The sequence below is a fragment of the Pseudomonas sp. TE12234 genome (assembly GCF_054061835.1).
Genome location: NZ_JBSSEP010000012.1, coordinates 1 through 26,931, shown reverse-complemented (window position 1 = coordinate 26,931; position 26,931 = coordinate 1). Strand labels below are relative to the sequence as shown.

Genomic DNA, 26,931 nt, shown 5'->3' with positions numbered 1-26,931 from the left:
TTGACGTCCATCGCGAGCGTGCTCGTTCCTACAGTGGGTGGTTGCCGTTCTGAAACAAGCTGACTAACATGTCAGAAAATTCATCCTATGATTGGATGACAGGGCGAATCCAATGTCTGAAATTTCTCCATTAGTTAAACGATCCCTGGTCGATCAGGCCCTGGATCAATTGCGCCTGCGCATCAATGAGGGGGTCTGGGTGGTGGGCCAGCGCTTGCCTACCGAGCCGGAGTTGTCCGCCGAGCTGGGCATCAGCCGCAACACCGTGCGTGAAGCCATGCGGGTGCTGGCGTTTTCCGGCCTGATTGAAATCCGTCAGGGTGACGGCAGTTACCTGCGGGCGGTGGTCGACCCGCTGGACACGCTGAAGGCGCTGTCCCGTTGCTCCCTTGAGCAGGCCCGGGAAACCCGGCACATCCTCGAAGTCGAGGCCATCGGTCTGGCGGCCTTGCGTCGTACCGATGAAGACCTGCTGGCCTTGCGTGAGGCGCTGGCGGCCAGCGGCAGTCACTATCACGGCGATCTCGATACGTACATCGCCTGCGATCTGGTGTTCCACCGCCGTCTGGTGGACGCCGCACACAACCCGACCCTCAGCGAGCTGTATCGCTACTTCTCCAGCGTGGTCGGCGCGCAGTTGCGTCAGACCCTGAACATCGTCCCGCGCCGACAGGAAGTGTTCGACCTGCACATCGCGCTGCTCGATGCGGTCGAGCAACGCGACCCGGAGCGGGCCAAAGCCTTGTCGAGGCAGTTGATCAATGAACCTTGAAAGCGAGAACACCATGACCAGCGATTCAGGCAGCACCGCTCAATCCAAACGCACGGCTGAGCTGGAAGAGCTGCTGATCGACGCCGAAGCCGATGATGAACAAGTCCAGCAAACCCATCCGGTCTTGCGCCGGCCATGGCTATTGCTGCTGGGCCTGATTCTGGTCGCGCTGAACCTGCGCCCGGCATTGTCGAGCATGGCGCCGATGCTCAGCGAAGTCTCGAAATCCCTGGGGCTGTCGGCGTCCCAGGCGGGCTTGCTGACGACCTTGCCGGTCCTCTGCCTGGGGCTGTTCGCGCCGCTGGCGCCGCTGCTGGCGCGACGTTTTGGCGCCGAGCGGGTGGTGCTGGGCATTCTCCTGACCCTGGCCGGCGGGATCGTTCTGCGCAGTTCCTTTGGCGAGATCGGCCTGTTCGCCGGCAGCGTGCTGGCGGGTGCCAGCATCGGTGTGATCGGCGTGCTGTTGCCGGGCATCGTCAAGCGTGACTTCGCCAAACAGGCCGGGACCATGACCGGCGTCTACACCATGGCCCTGTGCCTGGGCGCTGCCATGGCCGCAGGTTCCACCGTGCCGCTGAGCGAGCATTTCGACAGGAGCTGGGCACTGGGCCTCGGTTTCTGGGTGATCCCGGCGCTGGTTGCCGCGCTGTTCTGGTTGCCACAAGTCGGCCAGAAACACGGCGCGCACAACGTTGCCTACCGCGTTCGCGGATTGCTGCGTGACCCGCTGGCCTGGCAAGTGACCTTGTACATGGGCTTGCAATCGTCCCTGGCCTACATCGTGTTCGGCTGGTTGCCGTCGATCCTGATCGGCCGTGGCCTGACGCCGACCCAGGCCGGCCTGGTGCTGTCGGGTTCAGTGATCGTGCAATTGGTCAGCTCGCTGGCCGCGCCCTGGCTGGCCACGCGCGGCCAGGATCAACGCATGGCCATCGTGATCGTCATGGCCTTGACCCTTGGCGGCTTGTTCGGCTGCCTGTATGCGCCGCTCGATGGCTTGTGGGGTTGGGCGATCGTGCTGGGGCTAGGGCAGGGCGCCACGTTCAGCCTGGCCTTGACCCTGATCGTGCTGCGCTCGCGGGATTCCCATGTGGCGGCGAACCTGTCGAGCATGGCTCAGGGATTTGGCTACACCCTGGCCTCCATGGGGCCGTTCGCGGTGGGCATCGTGCATGACTGGACCGGCGGCTGGTCTGCGGTGGGCTGGATCTTCGGGGTGATTGGCCTGGGCGCGATCATCGCTGGCCTTGGGGCCGGTCGTGCGCTGTACGTGCAGGTCGTCAGCGAAAAAATCTGATCGGGCACTGAATCACTCCCTTTGACGCCTGGAGTGATTCAGCGTCAGGGGCTTACAGGTAGATCAATTCAAATGTCGCGGAACCGTCCATTTTGATTTCGTCAGTCAAGGTCAGGCTGTTGGCTGGAGCGATGTAAGTCACGACCTCAAGATCCATCGTGAGGTTTTCTACGGGGCTCGGGATGTACCTGCCGCCCGGTGCGCTGGTACCTGCCGATGTGTACTGATCCTTGCCCAGAACCTCGATGCGAACCCAGTCTGGACGGGTCCCGGAGATATCATATGCGCGGATCGGCGTTAAGGTTGAGCCGTCTGCCATGGCGCTTTTGATGTCGGCCCGGAAGATTCCGATCTTTTCACCCTTGTCGGTAAACCCCAGGCCGAAGTAGTTGTCGGCCAACGTTGAGCTGGCCTGGTTGTCGATGCCATACAGGGCTACCGCCATCGGAGCACTGCAGGTCACGCTCAATTGCATCGGATGGGCCCCCACCCGGGTGTTGGTGTCCAGATTGAGATCTTTCGCGGAGATCTTGCCGTTATCAATGATGCCGCCATTGGACAGGCTCGGTGTGCAAGCCTGTGGCGTGATGACGCCCGTGACGGTCAGATCGGTACTGGACGCCGCGACGGCAAAGGGCGCGACGCTGATCAGTGCGGTGGCGGAAAGTGCAGCGAAATAGTTTTTCATGTTGGTTAATGCTTCTTTTCGGTGTTTGCTTTCCATTCCCCGTTGCAAAGGCACAGAGGATGGAGACGTGAGCCGAACCACTCGCCCAGACGCTGCGGGTGGTTCAGCGCCGGGGCTTAGATGTAAGTCATTTCAAATGTCACCGCACCGTCCATGAGCACCTCGTCGGTCAGGGTCAGGCTGTCGGCGCGGGCGATGTTGGTGTTGACCTCGAAATCCATGGTGAGGTCTTTCACAAACAGCGGGGTGCTCAGGTCGGTGGTGGAACCGACTGACAGGAGGTATCCGGGGCTTGTTACCCAGGCTGCCTTCCAGGTTTTACCCTCGTCTTCGGAGTCGATGGCGTGTGCCGCCACGCCGTCTGCCAGGGCATTTTTGACATCGACGCGAACCCAGCCCAGTTTCTCGCCAGCGTCGGTCAGGCCCAGGCCGAACCAGGTTGCCATAGAGGCCGTGCCGGCTCGGCGATCGATGGGCTTCAATGCAAACTGAGTCGGCCCATCGCATGACACCGCCAATTGCAGCGGATAGGTGCCGATCAACGTATCGCGCACGGGGTCGAGATCCTTCGCCGAGATCTTGCCGTTATCCACGACACCGCCCTTGGACAGGCTCGGTGTGCAGGCAGACGGGGTGATGACGCCGGTGACCGTCAGGTCGGTTGACGACGCGAGGGCATAGGGTGCAACGCTGACCAGAGCGGCAGTCGACAGGGCCATGAAATACTTTTTCATTTCTTTTCCTTTTGTGGGTGGTTGTTTCCTTGAATGGCCCAGGGCGCTCGATTGCGCCCTGGGGTCAACAAGGTGGGTTGGGTGTTACAGGTAAATAATCTCGATCGTTCCCGAGCCATCGAGCTGGACGGCGGAGCTCAGGTCCAGGCTTGAGGTGGGCGCAATGCCGGCCTCGACGGTGACGCCGGTTGTCAGGTTCTGAATCGCGACCGGGCCTGCGGTGCTGCCGGCGATGTCGGTAAAGCCCAGGTAGCTTTTCTGGCCGACGGGTATCGGGCTTGAACTGGCTGTACTCCAGGCGGCGCCTGTGGTGGTGGAGTCGGTTCGGTACAGGCGCGCAAAGCTGTCGGCGCTGGCATCGGCCGGATCGACGTTCAGCGAATACAGGCCGATCTTGTTGCCGCGGTTATCGAATGCCAGGCCGAAATAAATCTCACTGTTGACCGTCGCCGAGCCTGCGCGGTTGTCGTGCATCACCAGGGCAAAGTGGGTCGGTGCATCACAACCGACCCGCAGCGTCAGGGACTTGGGCGGCAGTCGAGTGCCCTGGTCGGCATTCAGATCGCTCTTGGACAACCTGCCAAAGTCGACCAGGCCGCCGTTGGACAGCATCGGTTTGCAAGCTCCCGGCGCGAAGCGGGCGCGCAGGATGGCTTCCCGGGAGCGGCCTGCCGCGACCGCGTCGAATACACCTGTGGTTTCCCAGGTGACGGCTTCACGCACTCGCATCGCTTGCTCCTGAGCCCAGGCGGTCACCTCGATCTGCGCGGAGAAGCTCCGACCCTGAACCGCTGTGCCGGCGCGCACTGGCGCGATGCCGTGTTCCGGGCGCCAGGTCAGGGTCGATGCGGTTTCCACAGGTGACTGGCCGACCTTGGAAATCAGTCCCAAATCGACCGATTGCCCATCAAGTACGCCGTCGCGAATACGCATTTCATAGCTGCCGTGCTCCGCGAAGTCATAGCGTTCGGCGGTCGCGGCCATGGCGCGGTAGAACACGCTCATGTCGGTGGGCTGCGAACAACTCAGGTTGAGGCCCAGGCGACGTTCACCCAAGGTGCGTACCGGAGTTGTATCGATGCGTATCGCACGGTTCATCAAGCCGTAGTCGAGCACGGGCTGGCTGAGGCTGAGCTGACAGTCTTGCGGCAGCGCCCAGGCGTGGGATGAGAGGGCGCCCAGCGTCAGAGGGGCGAGGACAGGCAGCAGGTAACGGGACAGGTTCATCAATTATCCTCAGAGGGCTCGGCACTGGGCAGCGGCGGTTTCGTAGTACGCCTCGGAGTCGGCTTTGGCCGGCAGCTCGAAATCGAGTCGGCAGCGCTCCAGCCCCGGCGCGGTTATCCACAGCGGCCGTGAGTCGAGCACATTGGGCAAAAACACTTGGCCGGCGTCCTGAACCAGCGTCACGAACTCGCCGTCCTCGGTATTCACCGTCGCGCCTCGGGGCAGTGGTGCGCCCTGGCTTGTGGTGACCTTGAGCAAGGCGCGGCGGGTCATCGATACCCCGAACTCGATGCGGTCGACCGCACCACGACCGGCCGATATCACGGCCATGCCGTTGTTGATATCGATATTGCGCGGTAGCGAACGGGTATCGATTTCCACCGCACTGCGGCCATAGGCTGCGACCTGCGGGACCACCGCCTGACCTTGCCGGTCGGTCCAGACCGGGCCGCTGGGGGTGCTGACCTTGATGGCGTCCATCTCACCGACCGACAGCAGGGCGAAGGTGTCGCGCACTGGATACGGCGACAGCGTCAAGCCACCGCCATGCAGTACGGCACCGCCGCGGGCGCCGGCCTGATAGCTCGAGTGCTCGGCGTCGGAACGGGTGTAACTGAGGTCCAGTTGGCTGGAGCGCGGCAGCAACGAGACGCCGGCAGTGGACTGCACCTGTTTGTCGCGGGTGTCGTGTTCGACGCCGATCCGATAGCCGAATCGGTCGTTGACCCGTTCGTTCAGGCCGACGCCGCTGCGGTATTCGCCAGCGGTGCTGCGCACCCAGGTTCGCGCCCGGCGACTTTCACCCAGGGGAATACTGAGACTCAGGTAAACACTGTCACCACTGCGGCCCGCCCCGCTGAGTTGCCATTGCGCGTTTGCCGAAACGGATACCCCACCGATGCTGGTGCCCCATGACGCCAGGGCGCGACTGCTGCTTTGACCGTCGTATGAAGATGAGCGACTAATGCCGCCGCTGAAGGCGCCCAGGGCCGGGTGTGACCAGGCCAGCGCGACGCTTTGGCGATCGCGGTAACGGGATTTGTCGTTGTCTGACGAGATGCCGAAGACAGCATCCTCAAGTTCGCGGTAGCCGAAGGTCCGGTAGGCGCTGCCGACATTGATCGACCATTGGTCATCGAATCGATGGGACGCGCTCAGGTCGCCTTGCAGTCCGCGGGAGGGCGCGCGTCCACCGGCGTCCGCCTGCAAAAGGCTGGCCTGAATCTGCGTCTCGGGCGAGGGCAACAGGCCGAGACTGAAACCTGTCGCACGATAATCAGCCGCGGCTGTCATGCCCGCGCTGAACTGCAATTGAGGATCCAGCGCACCGCTCCAGTCACCGCTGATCATCCATGGAAGGCCATCCTGGGTATCGCTTGTACTGCGTACCTGGCCCGCTGCAAGCGAAAAGCCTGGCGCGGGAAGGCCGACGCCAAGCATGGCGGCCGGCACGATAAAGCTGCGCTCACTGCCGTCCGCCTCTTTGACCGTGACTTCCACATCGGATCGATGGTTGAGCCGACGCACGTCATTCAACGAAAACGGGCCGGCGGGCACCACTGTCGAATGAATCAGCGAACCGTTCTGCCGAACTTCGATCTGCGCCTGGCTCTGCGCAATCCCTTCAATCACCGCGTTTTGGCTTTCGACCTGCAGGGCCTGCTCGGTCATGACTTGCACACCGGTTATCTGCGAACCGGCGAGCACCGGGTTATAGAGATTGATCTGCCCGGCCTGCAGCACCGCTTGCTGACTGGCGAAGGTGCGCTGGGCGTACGCCGCCAGATGGCTGGTGCGCGACACGTCATCCTGCCGGGTCTGCACCTGGCGACTGCGCACGATCCAGTCGCCGGCGTTGAAGCCGAGTTCGGTATTGGCTGACAGATAACGGCTCGACTGATCGCCGAGGTGGCTGTACAGGCTGTTGATGTCGTAATTGAGCAGACCGGCGAAGCCACCGGTTTGATAGCCGGTAAAGTCCCGGGTTGTCGGCCGGATCGAATCAGTGGGCACGATCAATGACAGGCTCAGGCTGGCGGGGTCCGGGTCGATCACGGTTTGCGGCCAGGCACCGAGGAAGTCGTTACAAGGCTGATCGTCCGGCGTGCCGGCAGGAAGCCTCAGGTTCGCTGTGTCGAGCAGGGCCTGGTCAAAGCACAAGTCACCGTGGCGATCGAACGCGGCATCCACCCGCCCGCGGCGCTGACCGTTGACCGTGAGCGTGACCGGATGTCGACCCGCGGTGAAGCGAGGCGCTTGTAGCAGCTGGGTCGCCAGTGCCGGATCAATACCGCGTTGCTGCAACGTTTTCTTGTCAAATGCAGTCAGCAGCGGCGAGTCGGCCATGACATCGGCGCCGACATCGGTCAGCACCAGTGCATTGGCCAACCCCAGCGCCATACTGGCCCAGGGGCGGGATCGCGGAAGGCGAGCGTTCGCCACCCGAATTGCGGGCATGGCTTCGCCATCACAGTAGGTCGATACGGTGTTCATGGGGTTCACTAGTCTTTTGTCAGCGTGCTGCTCGACACGCTGCGGTTCAGGCACACGTTCGGCGACGATCAGCGGGTCGTCGCATTGGTCTCTCGCCAGCGCCCGCATTTCGCCGGGGCGCCAGGGTGATGCGTATCAGGATTCGATGGGTGCGTCGTAGTGCGGCACCGCAAAGCCGTAGACGGTGGCGGGCAGGAAGCGCACCTGCGTCGCTGTTGTGGCCGTTGCCGGCACACTGATGCTCTCGCCGGGTAGCACATAGGTTCGTGGCAACAAAGCACCGCTCCCGGATGGCAACAATTGCAGCTCCTGCGCCAGGCGCACCACATAAGGTGTTTCGTTGCGCACGGTCAGTTGGCCGTCCCGCAATGACCATTGCAGGCCGGTCCATGGCGTGCGATTGGGCGCCAGGCCCTTAGGGTGCAGAATCAATGGCAGGTTCTGGCGCACGGTCACGCCGACGCGGGCATGCCCGGCTTCGGCGGCAGGCCTGCCCTGGGGAATGCCTTCAAAAATCACGCGCTTCAAGCGTTGAGTGAGCAAGGGTTTTTCCGATTGCAGGATGAAGCGCACCAATTGGGTTTTCGACGCCTCGACGCGGGACAGCGGAGGGGTCACGAACACCAGGGATTCGTTGTCCTGCTCGATGTTTTCAATGGTGACGTGAAGCAACGCCAGGTTGGCGTCGGTGTTGGTCACGGAAACGGAGGCCTCGCCATCGGCCTCGTTGACAATCACCACCGAGGTGTTCGGGACCATGCCATCGGCTTGCGCCTGGGTGGCCAGTAACAGAACGAGCGCGCCGATACCGCTGTGAATCAAGGGGCGCGCGAAAGTAAAAAACATCGTCATGACGTGTCTCGTTGATAGTTTCGATAAGGAGCCGATGGTTCCGGTCGGATGGCCGCTTGCAGATGACAACGGGGCCAAGGATGCAACGGGCATCAGGGATTTTCGGAAATGGGGGGCTCACCGATTGAGGTGCCATTTAAGCGGCTGGCATTGGCGCCTTGAATGCAACAAGTACGAAAGCAACGGTCCGGTGTGTAGAAAAGTGTTGCAAACAGTGCCTTGCCATTGGCCGCACGGTCGTCGGCGTGCAGGCAGCCGGTCAAAGGAGCTGGGATGTACCCGTGGGGTCTTCAGGAAAAATGGGCAACAGGGCGGATCCACCATTGCCCGAACGATTGGGCGTTACAGATACTTGAGTTGCAGGGTCGCTGAGCCGTCGATCAGCACGTCGTCGGTCAGGGTCAGTTCCCTGGTGCTGGCGATTTGAGTGGTTATTCGAAGATCCAGGGTCAGGTCTTTCACCCGGAGCGGCGTACTGGTGTCGTCCATGGCGCCGACTGCCCAAAGATTGTCGGCATCCCAGTAATCCTTGATCCAGGTTTTTCCGCCGTCCGTCGATGCAATATGTTGTACGTCGACTCCGTCGGCCCTCATATTCAACGCATCAACCATGAAGCTGCCCAGCTTCTCGCCTGCATTGGTCAGGCCCAGTCCAAATTGACTGCGCGTGCCCCAGGCGGTACCGGCCCGATGGTCGATCGGAGAAAAGTAATACTGAACCGGCGCATCGCAGTTCACGGCCATTTGCAGCGCTAGTTTGGGCAAAGTAGTGGGGTTGTCGGGCCGGAGGTCTTTCGCGGAAATTTTGCCATGATCGACAATGCCTCCCCCGGACAGAGTCGGCGTGCACGCACTTGGGGTGATGACGCCAGTGACGGTCAAGTCGGTGCTGGCGGCAAAAACGGGCGAAGCTGTCGTCAGGAGTAATGCAGTGCAGAGTGCGCTTAACGTCTTGTTCATGCAGGGGCTCTTTTCGGCAAAAGGGGATCAGGGATTGAGGCGCAATTTAGACGGGTGCAGTCAGCGATTTGAATGCAACAAATACGAAAAGCGATAGCACTGTTTATGTAGAGATGTATTGGGTGATGGCGGATGCACCGATTGCTGGTCGCCCACTGCTGTAGGTTTTTGCGTTGTGCAATGTATGAATAATCTGAAAGTTTGTAAGGTAAAAGCACTGGCCCTTGAATACGTTGACTGAACCCGTTTTCGGCGTCTGGCGAGGCATTGTGGGAGGGAGAAAACGGCGTTAATTTCCGCGCCCTTCAATCACAAGCAGGAGACCTCCCACTATGCGAGTCGTAATTGCTGACGACCACAGCGTCGTCCGCATCGGGCTGCGGATATTGATCAATGCCACCCGGCGATGCGTCATCGTCGCTGAGGCTGAGGGTACCGATAGCCTGATGCGCGTTCTTTCGGATACACCGTGCGATCTGTTGATCACCGATTTCTCGATGCCGGGAGGACGGCAGGCCGATGGTTTGAAAATGTTGAGTACGATTCGGCGCGACCATCCGGCATTGCCGGTCATTGTGCTGACGATGTTTACCAGCGTCGCGACAGCGAGGGCGGCGCTGGCTCAGGGGGTGCGGGCCATTGTCGCCAAATCCGCGTCGGAGACTGAACTGCCCCTGGCGATCAAAGCGGCGGGGGTGGGGCGCCGCTACATCAGTGAGTCATTGCGAACACTGCTGGCTGACACAGGCAGCCAGATGATTGAGTTGCCGTTGTCGGCCAAAGAGCATGAAGTGGTGAGAATGCTGGCCTGCGGCATGACCGTCAGCGAAATTGCCAGTCACTTCCAGCGCAGTGTGTCGACCATCAGTAAACAAAAAAACATGGCCATGCACCGCTTGGGCATCTCCACGGATGCCGAGCTTTTTTCCTACGCCCGTGACAGCGGAATGTCGCCCTAGACGCTCAGCGCAGGAGCGGTCCCGCTATTCTCGCGGCGAATGCCCATAGCGTTCGGCTCATTCGCAGACTATCGTGCAGGCCATCTTTCGAAAATATTTTGCAACAACAGGGGCCTGCCCATGAGTGACGTCCACAGCGCATTGATCACCCGTTTCTACCAGGCCTTCCAGCGCCTGGATGCCGAGGCCATGGCTGCCTGCTATACCGATGACGTGGTGTTCAGTGATCCGGCGTTTGGCGAGCTGCACGGCCGTGATGCCAGCGACATGTGGCGCATGCTGACCACCCGGGCCAAGGATTTCTCCCTGAGTTTCGATAACGTGCGCGCCGATGAGCGCACCGGCGCTGCCCATTGGGTGGCGACCTACCTGTTCAGTCAAACCGGAAACGTTGTGGTCAATGAGATTCAGGCGCGTTTTGTCTTCCGTGACGGCAAGATTTGCGAGCATCACGACAGCTTCGATCTGTGGAAGTGGTCGCGTCAGGCGCTGGGTTTCAAAGGCCTGCTGCTCGGTTGGACGCCGTTGGTGAGTAACGCTGTGCGTGCTCAGGCCTTGAAGGGGCTGAGGGCATTCCAGGCCAGCCGCTGATAAGATCGCGACTTGTTTCCCTTTCAAGCACTGATCGTTACGTGAACGCCCCCAGCGAAAACCCTGTCGACACCGTCACTGCGGTGAGCAAACCCTGGTTCGTCTATCTCGTGCGCGCGGCCAATGGTTCGCTCTACTGCGGGATCAGCGACGATCCCGTGCGTCGCTTCGCCAAGCATCAAAGCGGCAAAGGGGCACGCTTCTTCCTGTCCAGCCCGGCCATGGCGCTGGTCTACACCGAAGTCTGTCGCGACAAGAGCGAAGCGTTGCGCCAGGAACGCCTGATCAAGAAGCTCAAGAAAAGCGCCAAGGAATGCCTGGTGGCCAGCGCGGCCGCAGGCTTATCACTCTGACTGATCAGGTCCCATCAGGCAGATCTGTAGGCTGCTAACCGATTGCGCGTTAAGCTGCGACTTCCTATTCGTGCGGCGGAGCCGAGCATGTCCGAGTTGATCCTGCATCATTACCCGACGTCCCCATTTGCCGAAAAGGCGCGATTGCTGCTGGGTTTCAAGGGGCTGTCCTGGCGCTCGGTGAAGATCTCACCGGTGATGCCCAAACCTGATCTGACCGCGTTGACCGGTGGCTATCGCAAGACCCCGGTGCTGCAGATCGGTGCGGATATTTATTGCGATACTTCGTTGATCGCCCGTCGATTGGAGCAGGAAAAAGCCTTGCCGGCGTTCTTCCCGGAAGGACAGGAAATGATCGCCGCCAGCTTCGCCAGCTGGGCCGATTCGGTGGTGTTCCAGCATGCGGTCAGCCTGGTGTTTCAGCCGGAGTCGATCGCGGTGCGCTTTGGCAACCTGTCACCGGAGGCGATCAAGGCCTTTATCGCCGACCGCGCCGGGCTGTTCAGCGGTGGCAGTGCGACACGCCTGTCGGCGGAACAAGCCAGGCATCAATGGCCGACGATCATGTCTCGGCTGGAGCAACAGCTGCAGCGTGAGGAGGGGGATTACCTGTTTGGCGAGCCGTCGATTGCCGACTTCGCCCTGGCGCATTCGCTATGGTTTCTAAAGGCGACGCCCGTGACGTCTCCGCTTGTGGATAACTATCCTGCGGTGACCGCGTGGCATGCCCGTGTGTTGGGGTTCGGCCATGGCGCTTCGAGCGAGATGAGCTCCGAAGAGGCGCTGCAAGTGGCGCGAACGTCCACCCCGGCGGCATTGCCGGATGAGCAGTTCGATGAGCCGAATGGTTTCAAGGCTGGCCAGCCAGTGGTGATTGCTGCGACCGACTATGGCGTCGATCCGGTGGCGGGTGAGTTGTTGTTTGCCGGTCGCGAGGAGTTGATTCTTCGTCGCGAAGACGAGCGTGGCGGTGTGTTGCATGTGCACTTCCCGCGGTTTGGTTTCCGGATCGAAGCACAGTAACTGCCAACCGCTGATTATCTGGTGGCTCGATAACCTGTGGGGGCTGGCAGGCCAGCTCCCACAAAGGGTAAGTCAGTTTGAGCGGTTACTTCAGGGCCGCCAGGATCGCATCCGGGTCATATTTGCGAATCAGCGTGCCGTTCACATCGATGATCGGAATCCCGCCGCCGCCCAGCGCTACATAGTCCTTGCGCGCCACAGCATCCTTTTCGATATCGAATTCCTTGTAAGGAATGTTCCTTTGATCGAGAAAGCGTCGGGTCTGTTTGCAGTAGCCGCACCAGTCCGTGCTGTAGATCACGACATTGGCTTTGAGCTGCATCTGCTCGGACACCAGTCGGGTCGGATCCATCAGGCGCTCGATCTTGCCCCAATTCTGGTAGACCACGACCACCAGCAGGATCAGCAGGCATTTCTTCAACACATTGCCCAGCATCAGTTGCGACGCTTGAGCTGGTCGGTGAGCGAGGTGGGCAGGCCCTTGATGATCAGCGTACCGGCCTCTTCGTCATACTCGATCTTCGAGCCCAGCAAATGCGCCTCGAAACTGATCGACAGGCCTTCGGCGCGACCGGTGAAGCGGCGGAACTGGTTCAGGGTGCGCTTATCGGCCGGGATTTCCGGCGACAGGCCGTAATCCTTGTTGCGGATGTGGTCGTAGAAGGCTTTCGGGCGTTCTTCGTCGATCAGCTCCGACAGCTCTTCCAGGCCCATGGGCTCGCCCAGTTTGGCCTGGCTGCTGGCGTAATCCACCAGGGTCTTGGTTTTTTCGCGGGCGGAGTCTTCCGGCAGATCTTCGCTTTCGACGAAGTCACTGAACGCCTTGAGCAGCGTGCGGGTTTCGCCCGGGCCGTCGACGCCTTCCTGGCAGCCGATGAAGTCGCGGAAATACTCCGAAACCTTTTTGCCGTTCTTGCCTTTGATGAACGAAATGTACTGCTTGGACTGCTTGTTGTTCTGCCACTCGGACACGTTGATCCGCGCCGCCAGGTGCAACTGGCCCAGGTCCAGGTGACGGGACGGGGTCACGTCCAGTTGATCGGTCACCGCGACGCCCTCGCTGTGGTGCAGCAGGGCAATCGCCAGATAGTCGGTCATGCCTTGTTGGTAGTGCGCAAACAGGACGTGGCCGCCGACCGAGAGGTTGGATTCCTCCATCAGTTTTTGCAGATGTTCCACCGCCACGCGACTGAACGCCGTGAAGTCCTTGCCGCCATCAAGGTATTCCTTCAGCCAGCCGCTGAATGGAAAGGCCCCGGACTCCGGATGAAACAGCCCCCAGGCTTTGCCTTGTTTGGCGTTATAGCTTTCATTGAGGTCGGCGAGCATGTTCTCGATGGCGGCGGACTCGGCCAGTTCCGATTCGCGGGCGTGGAGAACTGCAGGTGTGCCGTCGGGTTTTTTGTCGATCAGGTGGACGATGCAATGACGGATCGGCATGGGCTTCTCGGCTGGTTGAAGAGAGGAGGGCGTGCTCCCCCGAAAAAGCGCTCAGTGTACCGCAACCGCTGGTTTTGGCGCGGAGCGAAGGCCAATTCCACGGTGACCGGCGGTGCTTATGCGATTTTTTCCCGGTTTAGAGCAATAAAGCTGACCAAATGGGTAGCTAGAGGCGGATATTTCCCCGTCTCTGTGCTAGTTTTGCCCGGTCTTACGCGAAGTCACTGCGTTAAGCGTGCATTCAGCATTTGTCAGGTCGAACCAAACCCTGATTTCGGTATCTATAACCCCGATCCAGTGGTTATTTGGCCGAGGGTGCCAGATCCAGAAGATCGGGCTCGATGGCTGACACTGCACTCTGCAATCCATATGAATTTGATAGGGAAGGAACACTACATGGCTCTTACTAAAGACCAACTGATCGCCGACATCGCTGAAGCTATCGACGCGCCAAAAACCACCGCGCGTAACGCTCTGGACCAACTGGGCCAAATCGTTGCCGATCAGCTGGAAAACGGCGGCGAAATCACTCTGCCAGGTATCGGCAAGCTGAAAGTGACTGAGCGTCCTGCCCGTACTGGCCGTAACCCTTCGACTGGCGCTGCCATCGAAATCGCTGCCAAGAAAGTGATCAAGCTGGTTGTGGCCAAAGGCCTGACCGACGCTGTTAACAAGTAAGACTTGTTAAAAGAAACCGTGCGCCGGAGCAGTCCGGGCACGGTTTTTTTGTGCCCGTCAAAAAGATCTGCGCCAGGTGGATCGATGTAACACTTTGTTTATTTAGCTGCATGACGTTTTGCCTCCTGATATTTCAGTGGCGATCATTTCTGGTAACAAATTTATGGGCGTGTCGGTTAAATATCAATTCGGCTTTTTAGTGTGAATTGAATAAGTCAGTTTTCTCTGTCTATCTAGCGAAATTTCCCACACAACTGATAGTTGAGTGTATGCCGTGGATCGGTAGTATCGATCTGGTGTCGCGCTCGGCTTTGCGTAAAAAGCCAAAAACTCAATTCTGGTTGTTAGTTACAGGGACGTTTTATGAAACTTAAACAGTTGGTGATGTGTGTGTCGATTCTGTTGTCCGGTCAGGCCTGGGCAAGTGTCACGGAGTACTGCCCAAGCCCTTCAGACATCAAGGAGTTGGCCTCGGGTGTCTACAAAGCCCCCACGGCCAGCGGTGACGGCGAGTGGTATGGCGTGTCTCAGGGCGGCCAGGGACCGGTGGGTGAGTTCGAGTTGGCGATCTTCATGCCTCACAAGGATGTCGAGGGGAATACCGTCATAGGGGAAGTCCAGCGTTGTGGTTACAGGCTGCAAAAGGGCGGCGCGGTGGATATGAAGTTCAAAAGGGAAGGGACTGTCGCGAGTATTGACGCCGGCGGGTCGTGGGAAGAGTGGAACTCACGGTACTACTGCGATAACAAAGAAGTGCGCGGGTGCGCATTCAAAGAGATCGTCAGGCCAGCGAAGCGCTGATGTATAGCCTGTTTGGCTTGGGCCACCTGGCGAGTTGCAATCAAAGGCTGCGTTCACACTGTTAGTAAGTAAGGCGTGTAAAAAACCGTGCACCGGATTAACCGGGCACGGTTTTTTGTTCACAGTAGTGATTTGTCCCAAGGCAAGTCACTGCGATGTTCTGTTATTCCGTTGAAGCCTTTGCCCAGCGCGCCTGACGCCAGGCCTGTTGCTGCGCCTTGGTCTGGAACGTCCAGGCGACGAAGCGACTCTGCTTCTGACCCTGGGACATTTCCACCACTCGGCTTTCCAGTGCGCCCGCCTTTTTCAGGGCGGTCTGGATCGCAGGCAGGTTCGAGGCCTTCGACACCAGTGTGCTGAACCACAGCACCTGTTGCCCCACCTGCGCGCTCTCGCTGATCAATTGCGTGACAAACCGTGCCTCGCCACCCTCACACCACAACTCCGCCGCCTGACCGCCAAAATTCAACACCGGCAGTTTGCGCTTCGGATCGGCCTTGCCCAGCGCGCGCCATTTACGCGTGCTGCCTCGGGTCGCTTCCTCAAGGGACGAATGGAACGGCGGGTTGCACATAGTCAGGTCAAACCGCTCGGCGTTTTCGAGCAGGCCCAGCAGGATCTGTTTCGGGTTGCTCTGCTGACGGATCTGAATGGCCTTGTTCAATCCGTTGGACTGAATAATGGCTTTGGCGGCGGCGATGGCGGTGGCGTCGATCTCCGAACCGAGGAACTGCCAGCGATAGTCGCTATGACCGATCAGCGGATACACACAGTTGGCGCCCATGCCGACATCCAGGACCTTCACTGCTGCGCCACGGGGGATCACACCGTCATTGCCGCTGGCCAGCAGGTCGGCCAGAAAGTGCACGTAATCCGCACGTCCCGGCACTGGCGGACACAGATAGTCGGCCGGAATGTCCCAATGGGCGATGCCATAGAACGACTTGAGCAGCGCCCGATTGAACACCCGCACCGCATCCGGGCTGGCGAAGTCGATGCTTTCCTTGCCATACGGGTTGGTGATCACGAACTGCTTCAATTCCGGCGTGGTTTTGATCAGTGCCGGGAAGTCGTAGCGACCCTGGTGGCGATTGCGCGGATGCAGGCTGGCCTTCTCGCGTGGTTCAGCGGCTTTGGCTGCCTTGGTCGGTTCAGGCTTTTGGCGCGCAGGTTTGGGGGGGCGGGGGGCAGTCATGGGTGTGGTCGATTCGGGCATGGCTAAAAGTGGCGGGTATTGTCCCACATCTGCCTCCATGACGCGGTACAGGCTTTCTGAACCGGCTTGCCGGCGAAAGAGGCTGTAAGGCCTGCGGTGATCTGTCGGGCGTTTCGCTGGCAAGCCAGCTCCTACAAATTGCGGGTATGAAAAAGGGAGGCCACCCGGGCCTCCCTGTTTCATTGCGACTTGCCGTTACAGACTGGCAATCCGCGCGTGTTGCTCCGCCAGCTTGCCCAGAGCCTGTTCGGCTTCGGCCAGCTTGGCGCGTTCTTTCTCGATGACCTCAGCCGGTGCCTTGTCGACGAAGCCGGCGTTTGACAGCTTGCCGCCAACCCGTTGCACTTCGCCTTGCAGGCGCTGGATTTCCTTGTCCAGACGCGCCAGTTCCGCACCCTTGTCGATCAGGCCGGCCATCGGTACCAGCACTTCCATCTCGCCGACCAGCGCGGTCGCCGACAGTGGCGCTTCTTCGCCCGTTGCCAGTACGGTGATCGATTCGAGGCGCGCCAGTTTTTTCAGCAAGGCTTCGTTTTCAGTGAGGCGACGCTGGTCCTCGGCGCTGACGTTCTTCAGGAACAGCGGCAGCGGTTTGCCCGGACCGATGTTCATTTCGCCACGGATGTTACGCGTGCCGAGCATCAGGCCCTTGAGCCATTCGATGTCGTCTTCGGCGGCCTGATCAATGCGTGTTTCATTGGCCACCGGCCAGGGTTGCAGCATGATCGTCTTGCCTTCGATGCCGGCCAGCGGCGCAATGCGCTGCCAGATTTCTTCGGTGATGAACGGCATGAACGGATGGGCCAGACGCAGGGCCACTTCCAGCACGCGAACCAGGGTGCGGCGAGTGCCGCGCTGACGCTCGACCGGTGCATTCTCGTCCCACAGCACAGGCTTGGACAGTTCCAGGTACCAGTCGCAGTACTGGTTCCAGATGAACTCATACAAGGCTTGGGCGGCCAGGTCGAAGCGGAACTGGTCCAGTTGGCGGGTCACTTCGGCTTCGGTGCGTTGCAGTTGCGAGATGATCCAGCGGTCAGCCAGGGACAGTTCGTAGGCTTCGCCGTTCTGGCCACAGTCTTCGCCCTTGTCCAGCACGTAACGCGCGGCGTTCCAGATCTTGTTGCAGAAGTTGCGGTAGCCTTCGACGCGGCCCATGTCGAACTTGATGTCGCGACCGGTGGACGCCAGCGAGCAGAAGGTGAAACGCAGGGCGTCGGTGCCGTAGCTGGCGATGCCGTCGGCGAATTCTTCGCGGGTCTGCTTCTCGATCTTCTTTGCCAGTTTCGGCTGCATCATGCCGGAGGTGCGTTTGCTGACCAGCTCTTCCAGTTCGATACCGTCGATGATGTCCAGTGGGTCAAGGACGTTGCCCTTGGACTTGGACATCTTCTGGCCCTGGCCATCACGCACCAGACCGTGCACATAAACCGTCTTGAACGGAACCTGCGGCGTGCCGTCTTCGTTCTTCACCAAATGCATGGTGAGCATGATCATCCGGGCAACCCAGAAGAATATGATGTCGAAGCCGGTCACCAGCACGTCGGTGGAGTGGAATTTCTTCAGGAATTCGGTTTGCTCAGGCCAGCCGAGCGTCGAGAAGGTCCACAGGCCCGAACTGAACCAGGTGTCGAGAACGTCGTTGTCCTGTTGCAGTGCAACGTCCGGACCGAGGTTGTGCTTGGCACGCACTTCGGCTTCGTCGCGGCCGACGTAGACCTTGCCCGATTCGTCGTACCAGGCCGGGATCCGGTGGCCCCACCACAGCTGGCGGCTGATGCACCAATCCTGAATGTCGCGCATCCAGGAGAAGTACATGTTTTCGTACTGCTTGGGCACGAACTGGATGCGGCCGTCTTCAACGGCGGCAATGGCGGGCTCGGCCAAAGGCTTGGTGGACACGTACCACTGGTCGGTCAACCACGGCTCGATGATGGTGCCGGAGCGGTCGCCTTTCGGGACTTTCAGGGCGTGATCGTCAACGCTGACCAGCAGGCCTGCGGCTTCGAACGCGGCGACGATCTGCTTGCGGGCTTCGAAACGGTCGAGACCGGCGTATTCGGCCGGGATCTTGCCGTCGATGCTTTCGTTCAGCGTGCCGTCGAGGTTGAATACCTGGGCGGCTGGCAGGACGTTGGCGTTCTTGTCGAAGATGTTCAGCAGCGGCAGGTTGTGGCGCTTGCCGACTTCGTAGTCGTTGAAATCGTGGGCCGGGGTGATTTTCACGCAGCCGGTGCCGAATTCAGGGTCGCAGTAATCGTCGGCGATGATCGGGATGCGGCGGCCGACCAGCGGCAACTCGACAAATTTGCCGATCAGGGCTTTGTAGCGTTCGTCGTTCGGGTTCACGGCCACGGCGGCGTCGCCGAGCATGGTTTCCGGACGAGTCGTCGCGACGATCAGGTAATCGTTGCCTTCAGCGGTTTTGGCGCCATCGGCCAGCGGGTATTTCAGGTTCCACAGGAAACCTTTCTCATCGTGGTTTTCCACTTCGAGGTCGGAAATCGCCGTGTGAAGCTTGGTGTCCCAGTTGACCAGGCGCTTGCCGCGATAGATCAGACCGTCTTCGTGCAGGCGTACGAAGGCTTCTTTCACCGCTTCCGACAGGCCGTCGTCCATGGTGAATCGCTCGCGGCTCCAGTCGACGGACGAGCCTAGGCGGCGGATCTGACGGCTGATGTTGCCGCCGGATTCATCTTTCCATTCCCAGACTTTTTCGAGGAATTTCTCGCGCCCCAGGTCGTGGCGGCTCTGGCCTTTGGCTTCGAGTTGACGCTCCACCAGCATCTGCGTGGCGATACCGGCGTGGTCGGTGCCCGGCTGCCACAGGGTGTTGCGACCCTGCATGCGGCGGAAACGGATCAGGGCGTCCATGATCGCGTTGTTGAAGCCGTGACCCATGTGCAGGCTGCCGGTGACGTTCGGCGGCGGGATCATGATGGTGTAGGACTCGCCCGCGCCTTGCGGGGCGAAGTAATTCTCTGACTCCCAGGTGTTGTACCAGGAGGTTTCAATGGCGTGCGGCTGGTAGGTCTTATCCATGCGCGGCGGGACCCTATTGGCATTTATTCAGGAAAAGCCGATGAGTATAGCGGGGATATACTGTTACGCGTAGAGCGGGGCGGTAACGGGTGGGGAAAATTCGCGACCGGTTGGGGATATGTTTTGCCAATCAGGACGCCATCGCGGGCAAGCCACGCTCCCACAGGTTCTTTGTCGTGCAATTCCGTGACCGACTTCAATCCTGTGGGAGCGGGCTTGCCCGCGATGGCGATCGGTCAGGCGACCCGATTCAAATCGTTATGCCGGGTTTCTTTCAGACACAGCACCGCAATCAAGCTCAGCACCGCTGCCCCGGATACATACCCGCCGACATAACTCAAACCGCCCATCGCCACCAGTTTTTGCGCGAAAAACGGCGCCGCCGAGGCCCCCACAATGCCGCCCAGGTTGTAGGCGGCCGAGGCGCCCGTGTAGCGCACGTGGGTCGGAAACAATTCCGGCAACAGAGCGCCCATTGGCGCAAACGTCACGCCCATCAGAAACAGTTCGATGCACAGGAACAGCGCCACGCCCCAGGTTGAGCCCTGGGTCAGCAGGGGTTCCATCAAGAACCCGGACAGAATGGCCAGCACGCCACCGATGATCAGCACCGGCTTGCGCCCGAAGCGGTCACTGGCCCAGGCCGAGAGCGGCGTGGCGGCGGCCATGAACAGCACGGCGAAGCACAGCAGGCCGAGAAAGGTTTCGCGGCTGTAGCCGAGTGTGGCCACACCATAGCTCAGCGAAAACACGGTCGAGATGTAGAACAGCGCGTAGCACACCACCATCGAACCGGCTCCCAGCAAAACCGGCGCCCAGTATTGGCTGAACAGCTCAATCAGCGGGATCCTCACCCGTTCCTGGCGTGCCATGGCGCTGGCGAACACTGGAGTTTCGTGGAGCTTGAGGCGCACATACAGCCCGACCATCACCAGTACGGCGCTGAGCAGAAACGGAATCCGCCAGCCCCAGGAGCGGAACTGTTCGTCGTTCAGGGCCATGGCCAGTGTCAGGAACAGGCCGTTCGCCGCCAGAAAACCGATGGAAGGGCCCAATTGCGGGAACATGCCGAACCACGCACGTTTGCCTTTGGGCGCGTTTTCCGTGGCCAGCAAGGCGGCACCGCCCCATTCGCCACCCAGTCCCAAACCCTGGCCGAAGCGCAGCACGCAGAGCAGGATCGGCGCCCAGGCCCCAATGCTGTCGTAGCCCGGCAGCACGCCGATCAGCGTGGTGCACACCCCCATCAAGAGCAGGGAGGCCACCAGGGTGGACTTGCGGCCGATACGGTCGCCGAAGTGACCGAACAGCGCCGAACCCAGTGGGCGTGCAAGGAATGCGATGCCGAACGTGAGGAATGCCGAAAGCATCTGCGCCGTGCCGGATGTCTGCGGAAAGAATACCGGGCCGATCACCAGTGCGGCTGCGGTGGCATAGACGTAGAAATCGTAGAACTCGATGGCGGTGCCGATGAAACTCGCCGTGGCCACGCGGGTGGCGGAGTTCGTCGGTTGCGCGGGTGTGGAATCACTGTAAGTCGTGCTGGTCGTCATGCGGTTATCCCTGACAGTCATGTGCCCCAGTGGAGCGAATTATTATGGTCGATACCCAGGGATGTGGGTGGAGGCGCGGTCGCCATTCCAGGTAGGAACAGTCGTCGGTTTGTTGCGGATATTACGGGTGGTCGGGCCGAAACCCGTGGTGTGCAGGGTAAGCACAGGGGCGGCGCGGCTTGGGTAAGCGGCTCGATTATAGGAAGGTGGCTAACGATTCAACAAGGGGCTTGGGGTAGCGTGGTTTTCAGTGGCGAGGGAGCTTGCACCCTCGCCACAGGGGAAGTTGCACCGAATTCTAGATCACCACCGGCATCGGGGTGGTCTGCCAGATCAGTACCCGTGTCACCCGATTGTCCTCGGTCTCGAGGATTTCCAGGCGATAACGACCGATCTTCAGGCATACCGCGCTCTCGGGGATGGTTTCCAGCGCCTCGGTCACCAGACCGTTCAGGGTTTTCGGGCCGTCGCTTGGCAGATGCCAGCCCAGGCTCTTGTTGAGTTCGCGTATCGAGGCGGCGCCCTCGATGACCAGGCGGCCGTCGGCCTGGGGATGGATGTGCGGGTTGTTCAGGCTTTGCTGGCTTTCGAACTCGCCGACGATTTCTTCGAGAATGTCTTCCAGGGTCACGATGCCGAGCACCTCGCCGTACTCGTCGACCACCATGCCCAGTCGGCGTTGCTGTTTGTGGAAATTCAGCAGTTGCAGTTGCAGTGGCGTGCTTTCGGGCACGAAGTAAGGTTCGCGACTGGCAGCCAGCAGTGCTTCCAGGGTCAGGCTCGCATCGGGCAGCAAGTGGCCGATTTGCCGGGTGTTGAGCACGGCTTCGACCTGATTGATATCGCTGTGGAATACCGGCAGGCGGGTGCGCTTGTTGTGGCGCAGTTGCTCGATGATTTCCTCGATGGGATCGTCAAGGTTGATCCCGTCGACTTCACTGCGCGGTACCAGAATGTCGTTGACCGTGATGTTGTCCAGCGCATGGATGCCTGGCAGCGAGTGCGGACGGCAGATGGCGGGTTCGCGATCGTCGTATTGGGCTTTCGGTGGCTCGTCTTCGCTCTGTTGCACCACTTTGGCTTTGCGCGCGAGCGGTCGCAGCAGCAATTGGCTGGTGGCGTTGAGCAGCCAGGCTGCCGGGTAGATGATCTTCAGCGGGATGCGCAGCAGGTTGTTGCCCAGGGCCAGGATCGCATCCGGATGGCGGGTGGCGAGGGCACGTGGCAGGTAATCGGCGAACACCAGCAAAATGGCGGTCGCACCCAGGCAGGCCACCCACGGGCCCTTTTCGGCCCAGGTAAAAATGGCCAGCAAGGTGCTGATGACCACCACCAGTGCACGGCACAGGGTGTTGCACAGGATCAGGCTGTTGAGCGGAAAGCTCAGCCTGGCCAGCGGCTTGTCGCTTGAGCGTGTGGCAATGCGCCGGGCCAGCACATGCTGGTAAGCAGCCTCAATGGCGGTAAACAGCACCGACCATAAAATCAGCAGGGCCACTACAGCGAGCATCGGCCCTATGGGCAAGTCGTCCATTAATACCGCCCGTCAGATATGCAGGATGTATTCACGAACCAGCTTGCTGCCAAAATACGCCAGCATCAGCAGGCAGAAACCGGCAAGGGTCCAGCGAATGGCTTTATGTCCGCGCCAGCCGAGGCGGTTACGACCCCAGAGCAGTACGCTGAAGACGATCCAGGCCAGGCAGGCCAGCAAGGTTTTATGTACCAGATGCTGGGCAAACAGGTTTTCGACGAACAACCAGCCCGAGATCAGCGACAGGGACAGCAGGGTCCAGCCGGCCCAGAGGAAGCCGAACAGCAGGCTTTCCATGGTTTGCAGCGGCGGGAAGTTCTTGATCAGTCCCGACGGGTGCTTGTGCTTGAGTTGATGGTCCTGAACCAGCAGCAGCAAGGCCTGGAACACCGCGATGGTGAACATGCCGTAGGCGAGGATCGACAGCAGGATATGAGCGAGGATGCCCGGCTCTTCATCAATGATCTGTACGGTGCCGGCCGGAGCGAATTGCGCAAGCAATGCTGTTGCGGCCCCCAGAGGGAACAGCAATACCAGCAGGTTTTCCACCGGTATGCGCGAGCAGGCCAGGAGGGTCAGGGCTATGACGGCCACCGCAATCAGGCTGGCGGCGCTGAAGAAGTCCAGACCCAGGCCGATTGGCGTCAATAAATGTGTGACCAGGCTGGCGCCATGGGCCAGCACCGCCAGCACGCCGAGCGTGACGAGCAGGCGTTTGTTCGCCTTGGCGCCGTTGGCCAGGCGAGTGCCCTGATAGAAAGTCGCAGCGGCATATAAGCAGGCGGCGGCGAGGGTGGTTAGCAAACTGGGTGACAAAGGGAGCATAAGTCCTGTTAGGCAAGCCCGAAAGCCGATGAGTTTGGCATAGAACCCACACGGCACGAAAGTGCGAGGTGTCCGCCAGACGCAGTCTTCGCTATAATCCGCGACCTGCCCACGCCGCAGGCTCGCCGAGTACACGTTCAGTCCGGTCTGGGCCGCCACTATCCCGGTCTACACAGGGCCTGAAAGGATCGCGCAATGTTTGAAAACTTAACCGACCGTCTCTCGCAGACGCTGCGCCATGTCACCGGCAAGGCCAAGCTGACCGAGGACAACATCAAAGACACCCTGCGTGAAGTGCGCATGGCGTTGCTTGAAGCCGACGTCGCCTTGCCGGTGGTCAAAGACTTCGTCAATTCGGTCAAGGAACGCGCTGTCGGCACCGAGGTGTCGCGCAGCCTGACGCCGGGCCAGGCCTTCGTGAAGATCGTCCAGGCCGAACTCGAAAGCCTGATGGGCGCGGCCAACGAAGACCTGAATCTGAGCGCCGTTCCGCCTGCCGTGATCCTGATGGCCGGCTTGCAGGGCGCTGGTAAAACCACCACCGCCGGCAAGCTCGCGCGCTTTCTTAAGGAACGCAAGAAGAAGTCGGTCATGGTTGTGTCCGCGGACGTGTACCGTCCAGCGGCGATCAAACAGCTGGAAATGCTTGCGGGCGAAGTCGGCGTCACCTTCTTCCCTTCCGACCTGACCCAGAAGCCGGTCGAGATCGCGCAAGCCGCTATTAAAGAAGCAAAACTCAAATTCATCGACGTGGTGATCGTCGATACCGCCGGCCGCCTGCACATCGATGAAGAGATGATGGGCGAGATCAAGGCGCTGCATGCCGCGATCAACCCGGTCGAGACGCTGTTCGTGGTCGACGCCATGACCGGCCAGGATGCCGCCAACACGGCCAAGGCCTTCGGCGATGCGCTGCCATTGACCGGTGTGATCCTGACCAAGGTTGACGGCGACGCCCGTGGCGGTGCGGCCCTTTCGGTGCGCGCCATCACCGGCAAGCCGATCAAGTTCATCGGTATGGGCGAGAAGAGCGAAGCGCTCGATCCGTTCCACCCTGAGCGTATTGCTTCGCGGATCCTCGGCATGGGTGACGTGCTCAGCCTGATCGAGCAGGCAGAAGCCACCCTCGACAAGGACAAGGCCGACAAACTGGCCAAGAAGCTGAAGAAGGGCAAGGGTTTCGACCTCGAGGACTTCCGCGATCAGCTGCAACAGATGAAAAACATGGGCGGCCTCGGCGGCCTCATGGACAAACTGCCGAACATGGGCGGTGTGAACCTGGCGCAGATGGGCAATGCCCAGAGCGCGGCAGAAAAACAATTCAAGCAGATGGAAGCCATCATCAACTCCATGACCCCGGCCGAGCGTCGTGACCCTGAGCTGATCAGCGGTTCGCGCAAGCGTCGTATCGCCATGGGTTCCGGCACGCAAGTGCAGGACATCGGTCGCTTGATCAAGCAGCACAAGCAGATGCAGAAGATGATGAAGAAATTCTCCGCGAAAGGCGGAATGGCCAAAATGATGCGCGGCATGGGCGGTATGTTGCCCGGCGGCGGCATGCCGAAAATGTAAAGAATACGCGCGAGAGCTTGCTCTGGCGCAGCCCACAGGGAAGTGGGATCTCCAGCAAACCCGCATAGGCGGGAGCTGATCGGCCGTTTTCAACGACGGCTCTATGGCAAATCTGCATGGTGGCCAACAGGCGCCGGAAAAAGTCATTTGCAAAAGTCCGGATATTCCTTAGAATATGCGGCCTTTCGGGCACCCATGCCCGCTGTGCATTTAGATTTGCAGCACCGACTACAGGAACGATGTTCACATGCTAACAATCCGTCTTGCCCTTGGCGGCTCCAAAAAGCGCCCGTTTTACCACTTGACCGTAACCGACAGCCGCAACCCGCGCGACGGTTCGCACAAGGAACAGGTTGGTTTCTTCAACCCGGTTGCTCGTGGTCAAGAAGTCCGTCTGTCCGTGAACCAAGAGCGCGTAGCCTACTGGCTGAGCGTTGGTGCACAACCTTCTGAGCGCGTTGCTCAGTTGTTGAAGGAATCTGCTAAGGCTGCGGCCTGAGCAATATGAACGCGACGCCAGCTGTTGCTGATGATTTGATCGTTATCGGCAAGATTTATTCGGTTCACGGCGTTCGCGGCGAAGTGAAGGTGTATTCCTTTACTGATCCGATTAAGAACCTGCTGGATTACAAAACCTGGACGCTCAAGCGTGACGGCAATGTAAAGCAGGTAGAGCTGGTCAGCGGACGCGGGAACGACAAGTTCCTGGTCGCAAAGCTCAAGGGTCTCGATGATCGTGAGGAAGCTCGTCTTCTGGCCGGTTATGAGATCTGTGTGCCGCGCAACCTGTTCCCTGAACTGACCGACGGCGAGTACTACTGGTACCAGCTGGAAGGTCTCAAGGTTATCGACACCCTCGGACAACTGTTCGGGAAGATCGATCACCTGCTCGAGACCGGCTCGAATGATGTCATGGTGGTCAAGCCTTGCGCTGGCAGCCTGGATGATCGCGAACGCCTGTTGCCCTATACCGAGCAATGCGTGTTGGCTGTCGACCTGGCCGCAGGCGAGATGAAGGTGGATTGGGATGCGGATTTCTAAGCGTGGCTAACTTGCGCGTAGAAGTGATCAGTTTGTTTCCCGAGATGTTCTCCGCCATCAGCGAGTACGGCATCACCAGTCGTGCGGTGAAACAGGGGCTCTTGCAGCTCACCTGTTGGAATCCGCGAGACTACACGACGGATCGACATCACACTGTGGATGATCGCCCATTTGGCGGTGGTCCGGGCATGGTGATGAAGATCAAGCCCCTGGAAGATGCTCTGGTTCAAGCCAAGGCAGCCGCCGGGGAGGGCGCGAAGGTGATTTACCTGTCGCCCCAAGGCCGCCAACTGACTCAGTCGGCGGTGCGCGAGTTGGCGAATCTGGATGCATTGATCCTGATTGCCGGCCGCTATGAAGGCATTGACGAGCGTTTTATTGATGCTCATGTCGATGAAGAGTGGTCGATTGGCGACTATGTACTGTCTGGCGGTGAGCTGCCGGCGATGGTCCTGATCGATGCGGTTACACGACTGCTGCCTGGAGCTTTAGGGCATGCGGACTCCGCCGAGGAGGATTCCTTTACGGATGGTTTGCTGGATTGCCCGCACTACACCCGACCTGAGGTGTATGCGGATCAGCGTGTTCCCGACGTATTGCTAAGTGGCAATCACGCGCACATCCGGCGTTGGCGTTTACAGCAGTCCCTTGGTCGGACCTATGAACGACGCGCCGATCTTCTGGAAAGCCGCTCGCTTTCTGGAGAAGAGAAGAAGCTGCTCGAGGAATACATCCGCGAGCGGGACGATAGTTAACAACGTATCGATGGTAGATCCGACGATTTACCTTAGGAGCACAGCATGACTAACAAAATCATCCTTGCACTCGAAGCAGAGCAGATGACCAAAGAGATCCCTACCTTTGCCCCGGGCGACACCATTGTCGTTCAGGTGAAAGTGAAGGAAGGCGACCGTTCGCGTCTGCAAGCGTTCGAAGGTGTTGTTATCGCCAAGCGTAACCGCGGCGTAAACAGTGCATTCACCGTTCGTAAAATCTCCAACGGTGTTGGCGTAGAGCGTACTTTCCAGACCTACAGCCCGCAAATCGACAGCATGGCCGTCAAGCGTCGCGGTGACGTACGTAAAGCCAAGCTGTACTACCTGCGTGACCTGTCCGGTAAAGCAGCTCGCATCAAGGAAAAACTGGCTTAAGTCCAGCTTCCGATGCAGAAAAAAAGCAGCCTACGCAGACTGTGTGAAAACCTAGCAATCTGCGCAGCGCTCAAAGAAAATGCTCCGTATCGAAAGATACGGAGCATTTTTCGTTATGGCCTACATCCA

Annotated in this window: 26 protein-coding genes; 13 read left to right on the top strand and 13 right to left on the bottom strand. The window is 59.8% G+C overall.

Features of this window, described 5'->3' with window-relative positions:
- Positions 1–112 precede the first annotated feature (112 nt).
- Positions 113–772 carry a FadR/GntR family transcriptional regulator gene (locus ACVWYU_RS18885; RefSeq protein ID WP_390957205.1) on the top strand — a complete coding sequence of 220 codons (660 nt, stop codon included), beginning with the start codon at positions 113–115 and terminating at the stop codon, positions 770–772.
- Positions 762–2,069: a CynX/NimT family MFS transporter gene (locus ACVWYU_RS18880; RefSeq protein WP_457373404.1), complete on the top strand. Its 1,308-nt coding sequence runs from the start codon at positions 762–764 to the stop codon at positions 2,067–2,069. The genes ACVWYU_RS18885 and ACVWYU_RS18880 overlap by 11 nt, the downstream gene beginning before the upstream one ends.
- A 52-nt stretch (positions 2,070–2,121) precedes the next feature.
- Here ACVWYU_RS18880 and ACVWYU_RS18875 read toward each other — a convergent pair whose 3' ends face one another.
- From ACVWYU_RS18875 to ACVWYU_RS18850, 6 genes are all read right to left on the bottom strand, one after another.
- Positions 2,122–2,757, bottom strand: coding sequence for a DUF1120 domain-containing protein (locus tag ACVWYU_RS18875; protein ID WP_457373403.1), 636 nt, complete (start codon positions 2,755–2,757; stop codon positions 2,122–2,124).
- A 116-nt stretch (positions 2,758–2,873) separates the two neighbouring features.
- Positions 2,874–3,491 carry a DUF1120 domain-containing protein gene (locus ACVWYU_RS18870; protein WP_457373402.1) on the bottom strand — a complete coding sequence of 206 codons (618 nt, stop codon included), beginning with the start codon at positions 3,489–3,491 and terminating at the stop codon, positions 2,874–2,876.
- An 84-nt stretch (positions 3,492–3,575) separates the two neighbouring features.
- A complete protein-coding gene (locus tag ACVWYU_RS18865; protein ID WP_457373401.1) occupies positions 3,576–4,718 on the bottom strand; it encodes a DUF1120 domain-containing protein in 1,143 nt (380 codons plus the stop codon).
- A gap of 9 nt (positions 4,719–4,727) precedes the next feature.
- Positions 4,728–7,211 (bottom strand): fimbria/pilus outer membrane usher protein, encoded by a 2,484-nt coding sequence (locus ACVWYU_RS18860; RefSeq protein WP_457373400.1) that lies wholly within the window; start codon positions 7,209–7,211, stop codon positions 4,728–4,730.
- 135 nt (positions 7,212–7,346) lie between these two features.
- Complete coding sequence (locus ACVWYU_RS18855; RefSeq protein WP_090324958.1) at positions 7,347–8,063, bottom strand: fimbria/pilus chaperone family protein; 717 nt, start codon at positions 8,061–8,063, stop codon at positions 7,347–7,349.
- A gap of 342 nt (positions 8,064–8,405) precedes the next feature.
- On the bottom strand, positions 8,406–9,023 hold the full coding sequence (locus tag ACVWYU_RS18850; RefSeq protein ID WP_457373399.1) for a DUF1120 domain-containing protein: 618 nt from the start codon (positions 9,021–9,023) through the stop codon (positions 8,406–8,408).
- Between the two features lie 332 nt (positions 9,024–9,355).
- Between ACVWYU_RS18850 and ACVWYU_RS18845 the strand changes: the two genes are divergently transcribed.
- From ACVWYU_RS18845 to ACVWYU_RS18830, 4 genes are all read left to right on the top strand, one after another.
- Positions 9,356–9,982, top strand: coding sequence for a response regulator (locus ACVWYU_RS18845; RefSeq protein ID WP_390957196.1), 627 nt, complete (start codon positions 9,356–9,358; stop codon positions 9,980–9,982).
- Between the two features lie 120 nt (positions 9,983–10,102).
- Complete coding sequence (locus ACVWYU_RS18840; protein WP_090324952.1) at positions 10,103–10,573, top strand: nuclear transport factor 2 family protein; 471 nt, start codon at positions 10,103–10,105, stop codon at positions 10,571–10,573.
- Positions 10,574–10,614: 41 nt separating this feature from the next.
- Positions 10,615–10,926: a GIY-YIG nuclease family protein gene (locus tag ACVWYU_RS18835; protein ID WP_247256386.1), complete on the top strand. Its 312-nt coding sequence runs from the start codon at positions 10,615–10,617 to the stop codon at positions 10,924–10,926.
- 87 nt (positions 10,927–11,013) lie between these two features.
- Complete coding sequence (locus ACVWYU_RS18830; protein WP_457373398.1) at positions 11,014–11,949, top strand: glutathione S-transferase family protein; 936 nt, start codon at positions 11,014–11,016, stop codon at positions 11,947–11,949.
- 85 nt (positions 11,950–12,034) lie between these two features.
- Here ACVWYU_RS18830 and ACVWYU_RS18825 read toward each other — a convergent pair whose 3' ends face one another.
- Positions 12,035–12,385, bottom strand: a complete 351-nt coding sequence (locus ACVWYU_RS18825; RefSeq protein WP_090324948.1) for a glutaredoxin family protein — start codon at positions 12,383–12,385, stop codon at positions 12,035–12,037.
- Positions 12,385–13,389, bottom strand: coding sequence for a nucleoid-associated protein YejK (gene yejK / locus ACVWYU_RS18820; protein WP_247256388.1), 1,005 nt, complete (start codon positions 13,387–13,389; stop codon positions 12,385–12,387). Before yejK ends, ACVWYU_RS18825 begins: the two co-directional genes overlap by 1 nt.
- Positions 13,390–13,785: 396 nt before the next feature.
- Here yejK and ACVWYU_RS18815 point away from each other — a divergent pair, with 396 nt between their 5' ends.
- Both ACVWYU_RS18815 and ACVWYU_RS18810 read left to right on the top strand, forming a co-directional pair.
- Positions 13,786–14,067: an HU family DNA-binding protein gene (locus ACVWYU_RS18815; RefSeq protein ID WP_007905514.1), complete on the top strand. Its 282-nt coding sequence runs from the start codon at positions 13,786–13,788 to the stop codon at positions 14,065–14,067.
- Between the two features lie 363 nt (positions 14,068–14,430).
- Complete coding sequence (locus tag ACVWYU_RS18810; RefSeq protein ID WP_390957195.1) at positions 14,431–14,868, top strand: DUF3757 domain-containing protein; 438 nt, start codon at positions 14,431–14,433, stop codon at positions 14,866–14,868.
- Positions 14,869–15,031: 163 nt separating this feature from the next.
- On the opposite strand, the gene rlmF is transcribed toward ACVWYU_RS18810, so the two are convergent.
- The 5 genes from rlmF to ACVWYU_RS18785 form a co-directional block, all read right to left on the bottom strand.
- Entirely contained in the window at positions 15,032–16,063 is a 1,032-nt protein-coding gene (gene rlmF / locus ACVWYU_RS18805; RefSeq protein WP_457373397.1) for a 23S rRNA (adenine(1618)-N(6))-methyltransferase RlmF, read from the bottom strand.
- A 216-nt stretch (positions 16,064–16,279) separates the two neighbouring features.
- Entirely contained in the window at positions 16,280–19,126 is a 2,847-nt protein-coding gene (locus ACVWYU_RS18800; protein WP_457373396.1) for a valine--tRNA ligase, read from the bottom strand.
- A gap of 236 nt (positions 19,127–19,362) precedes the next feature.
- A complete protein-coding gene (locus ACVWYU_RS18795; protein WP_457373395.1) occupies positions 19,363–20,679 on the bottom strand; it encodes an MFS transporter in 1,317 nt (438 codons plus the stop codon).
- Positions 20,680–20,977: 298 nt separating this feature from the next.
- Positions 20,978–22,213, bottom strand: a complete 1,236-nt coding sequence (locus ACVWYU_RS18790) for a CNNM domain-containing protein (protein ID WP_247256393.1) — start codon at positions 22,211–22,213, stop codon at positions 20,978–20,980.
- A 12-nt stretch (positions 22,214–22,225) separates the two neighbouring features.
- Positions 22,226–23,038, bottom strand: a complete 813-nt coding sequence (locus tag ACVWYU_RS18785; protein WP_247256394.1) for a cytochrome C assembly family protein — start codon at positions 23,036–23,038, stop codon at positions 22,226–22,228.
- A 195-nt stretch (positions 23,039–23,233) separates the two neighbouring features.
- Between ACVWYU_RS18785 and ffh the strand changes: the two genes are divergently transcribed.
- The 5 genes from ffh (at position 23,234) to rplS (ending at position 26,802) form a co-directional block, all read left to right on the top strand.
- Positions 23,234–24,610: a signal recognition particle protein gene (gene ffh, locus ACVWYU_RS18780; protein ID WP_090324937.1), complete on the top strand. Its 1,377-nt coding sequence runs from the start codon at positions 23,234–23,236 to the stop codon at positions 24,608–24,610.
- 247 nt (positions 24,611–24,857) lie between these two features.
- Entirely contained in the window at positions 24,858–25,109 is a 252-nt protein-coding gene (gene rpsP / locus ACVWYU_RS18775; protein ID WP_003198088.1) for a 30S ribosomal protein S16, read from the top strand.
- A gap of 5 nt (positions 25,110–25,114) precedes the next feature.
- Positions 25,115–25,651 (top strand): ribosome maturation factor RimM, encoded by a 537-nt coding sequence (rimM, locus tag ACVWYU_RS18770; RefSeq protein ID WP_007972729.1) that lies wholly within the window; start codon positions 25,115–25,117, stop codon positions 25,649–25,651.
- 2 nt (positions 25,652–25,653) lie between these two features.
- A complete protein-coding gene (gene trmD / locus ACVWYU_RS18765) occupies positions 25,654–26,406 on the top strand; it encodes a tRNA (guanosine(37)-N1)-methyltransferase TrmD (RefSeq protein ID WP_077046481.1) in 753 nt (250 codons plus the stop codon).
- 45 nt (positions 26,407–26,451) lie between these two features.
- Positions 26,452–26,802, top strand: a complete 351-nt coding sequence (rplS, locus tag ACVWYU_RS18760) for a 50S ribosomal protein L19 (protein WP_003175895.1) — start codon at positions 26,452–26,454, stop codon at positions 26,800–26,802.
- Positions 26,803–26,931 lie beyond the last annotated feature (129 nt).

Bases quoted from the DNA above. Each gene is read 5' to 3' on its own strand.
- ACVWYU_RS18885 (WP_390957205.1), top strand. From the start codon at position 113: ATGTCTGAAATTTCTCCATTAGTTAAACGATCCCTGGTCGATCAGGCC.
- ACVWYU_RS18880 (WP_457373404.1), top strand. From the start codon at position 762: ATGAACCTTGAAAGCGAGAACACCATGACCAGCGATTCAGGCAGCACC.
- ACVWYU_RS18875 (WP_457373403.1), bottom strand. From the start codon at position 2,757: ATGAAAAACTATTTCGCTGCACTTTCCGCCACCGCACTGATCAGCGTC.
- ACVWYU_RS18870 (WP_457373402.1), bottom strand. From the start codon at position 3,491: ATGAAAAAGTATTTCATGGCCCTGTCGACTGCCGCTCTGGTCAGCGTT.
- ACVWYU_RS18865 (WP_457373401.1), bottom strand. From the start codon at position 4,718: ATGAACCTGTCCCGTTACCTGCTGCCTGTCCTCGCCCCTCTGACGCTG.
- ACVWYU_RS18860 (WP_457373400.1), bottom strand. From the start codon at position 7,211: ATGAACACCGTATCGACCTACTGTGATGGCGAAGCCATGCCCGCAATT.
- ACVWYU_RS18855 (WP_090324958.1), bottom strand. From the start codon at position 8,063: ATGACGATGTTTTTTACTTTCGCGCGCCCCTTGATTCACAGCGGTATC.
- ACVWYU_RS18850 (WP_457373399.1), bottom strand. From the start codon at position 9,023: ATGAACAAGACGTTAAGCGCACTCTGCACTGCATTACTCCTGACGACA.
- ACVWYU_RS18845 (WP_390957196.1), top strand. From the start codon at position 9,356: ATGCGAGTCGTAATTGCTGACGACCACAGCGTCGTCCGCATCGGGCTG.
- ACVWYU_RS18840 (WP_090324952.1), top strand. From the start codon at position 10,103: ATGAGTGACGTCCACAGCGCATTGATCACCCGTTTCTACCAGGCCTTC.
- ACVWYU_RS18830 (WP_457373398.1), top strand. From the start codon at position 11,014: ATGTCCGAGTTGATCCTGCATCATTACCCGACGTCCCCATTTGCCGAA.
- ACVWYU_RS18825 (WP_090324948.1), bottom strand. From the start codon at position 12,385: ATGCTGGGCAATGTGTTGAAGAAATGCCTGCTGATCCTGCTGGTGGTC.
- yejK (WP_247256388.1), bottom strand. From the start codon at position 13,389: ATGCCGATCCGTCATTGCATCGTCCACCTGATCGACAAAAAACCCGAC.
- ACVWYU_RS18815 (WP_007905514.1), top strand. From the start codon at position 13,786: ATGGCTCTTACTAAAGACCAACTGATCGCCGACATCGCTGAAGCTATC.
- ACVWYU_RS18810 (WP_390957195.1), top strand. From the start codon at position 14,431: ATGAAACTTAAACAGTTGGTGATGTGTGTGTCGATTCTGTTGTCCGGT.
- rlmF (WP_457373397.1), bottom strand. From the start codon at position 16,063: ATGACTGCCCCCCGCCCCCCCAAACCTGCGCGCCAAAAGCCTGAACCG.
- ACVWYU_RS18800 (WP_457373396.1), bottom strand. From the start codon at position 19,126: ATGGATAAGACCTACCAGCCGCACGCCATTGAAACCTCCTGGTACAAC.
- ACVWYU_RS18795 (WP_457373395.1), bottom strand. From the start codon at position 20,679: ATGACGACCAGCACGACTTACAGTGATTCCACACCCGCGCAACCGACG.
- ACVWYU_RS18790 (WP_247256393.1), bottom strand. From the start codon at position 22,213: ATGGACGACTTGCCCATAGGGCCGATGCTCGCTGTAGTGGCCCTGCTG.
- ACVWYU_RS18785 (WP_247256394.1), bottom strand. From the start codon at position 23,038: ATGCTCCCTTTGTCACCCAGTTTGCTAACCACCCTCGCCGCCGCCTGC.
- ffh (WP_090324937.1), top strand. From the start codon at position 23,234: ATGTTTGAAAACTTAACCGACCGTCTCTCGCAGACGCTGCGCCATGTC.
- rpsP (WP_003198088.1), top strand. From the start codon at position 24,858: ATGCTAACAATCCGTCTTGCCCTTGGCGGCTCCAAAAAGCGCCCGTTT.
- rimM (WP_007972729.1), top strand. From the start codon at position 25,115: ATGAACGCGACGCCAGCTGTTGCTGATGATTTGATCGTTATCGGCAAG.
- rplS (WP_003175895.1), top strand. From the start codon at position 26,452: ATGACTAACAAAATCATCCTTGCACTCGAAGCAGAGCAGATGACCAAA.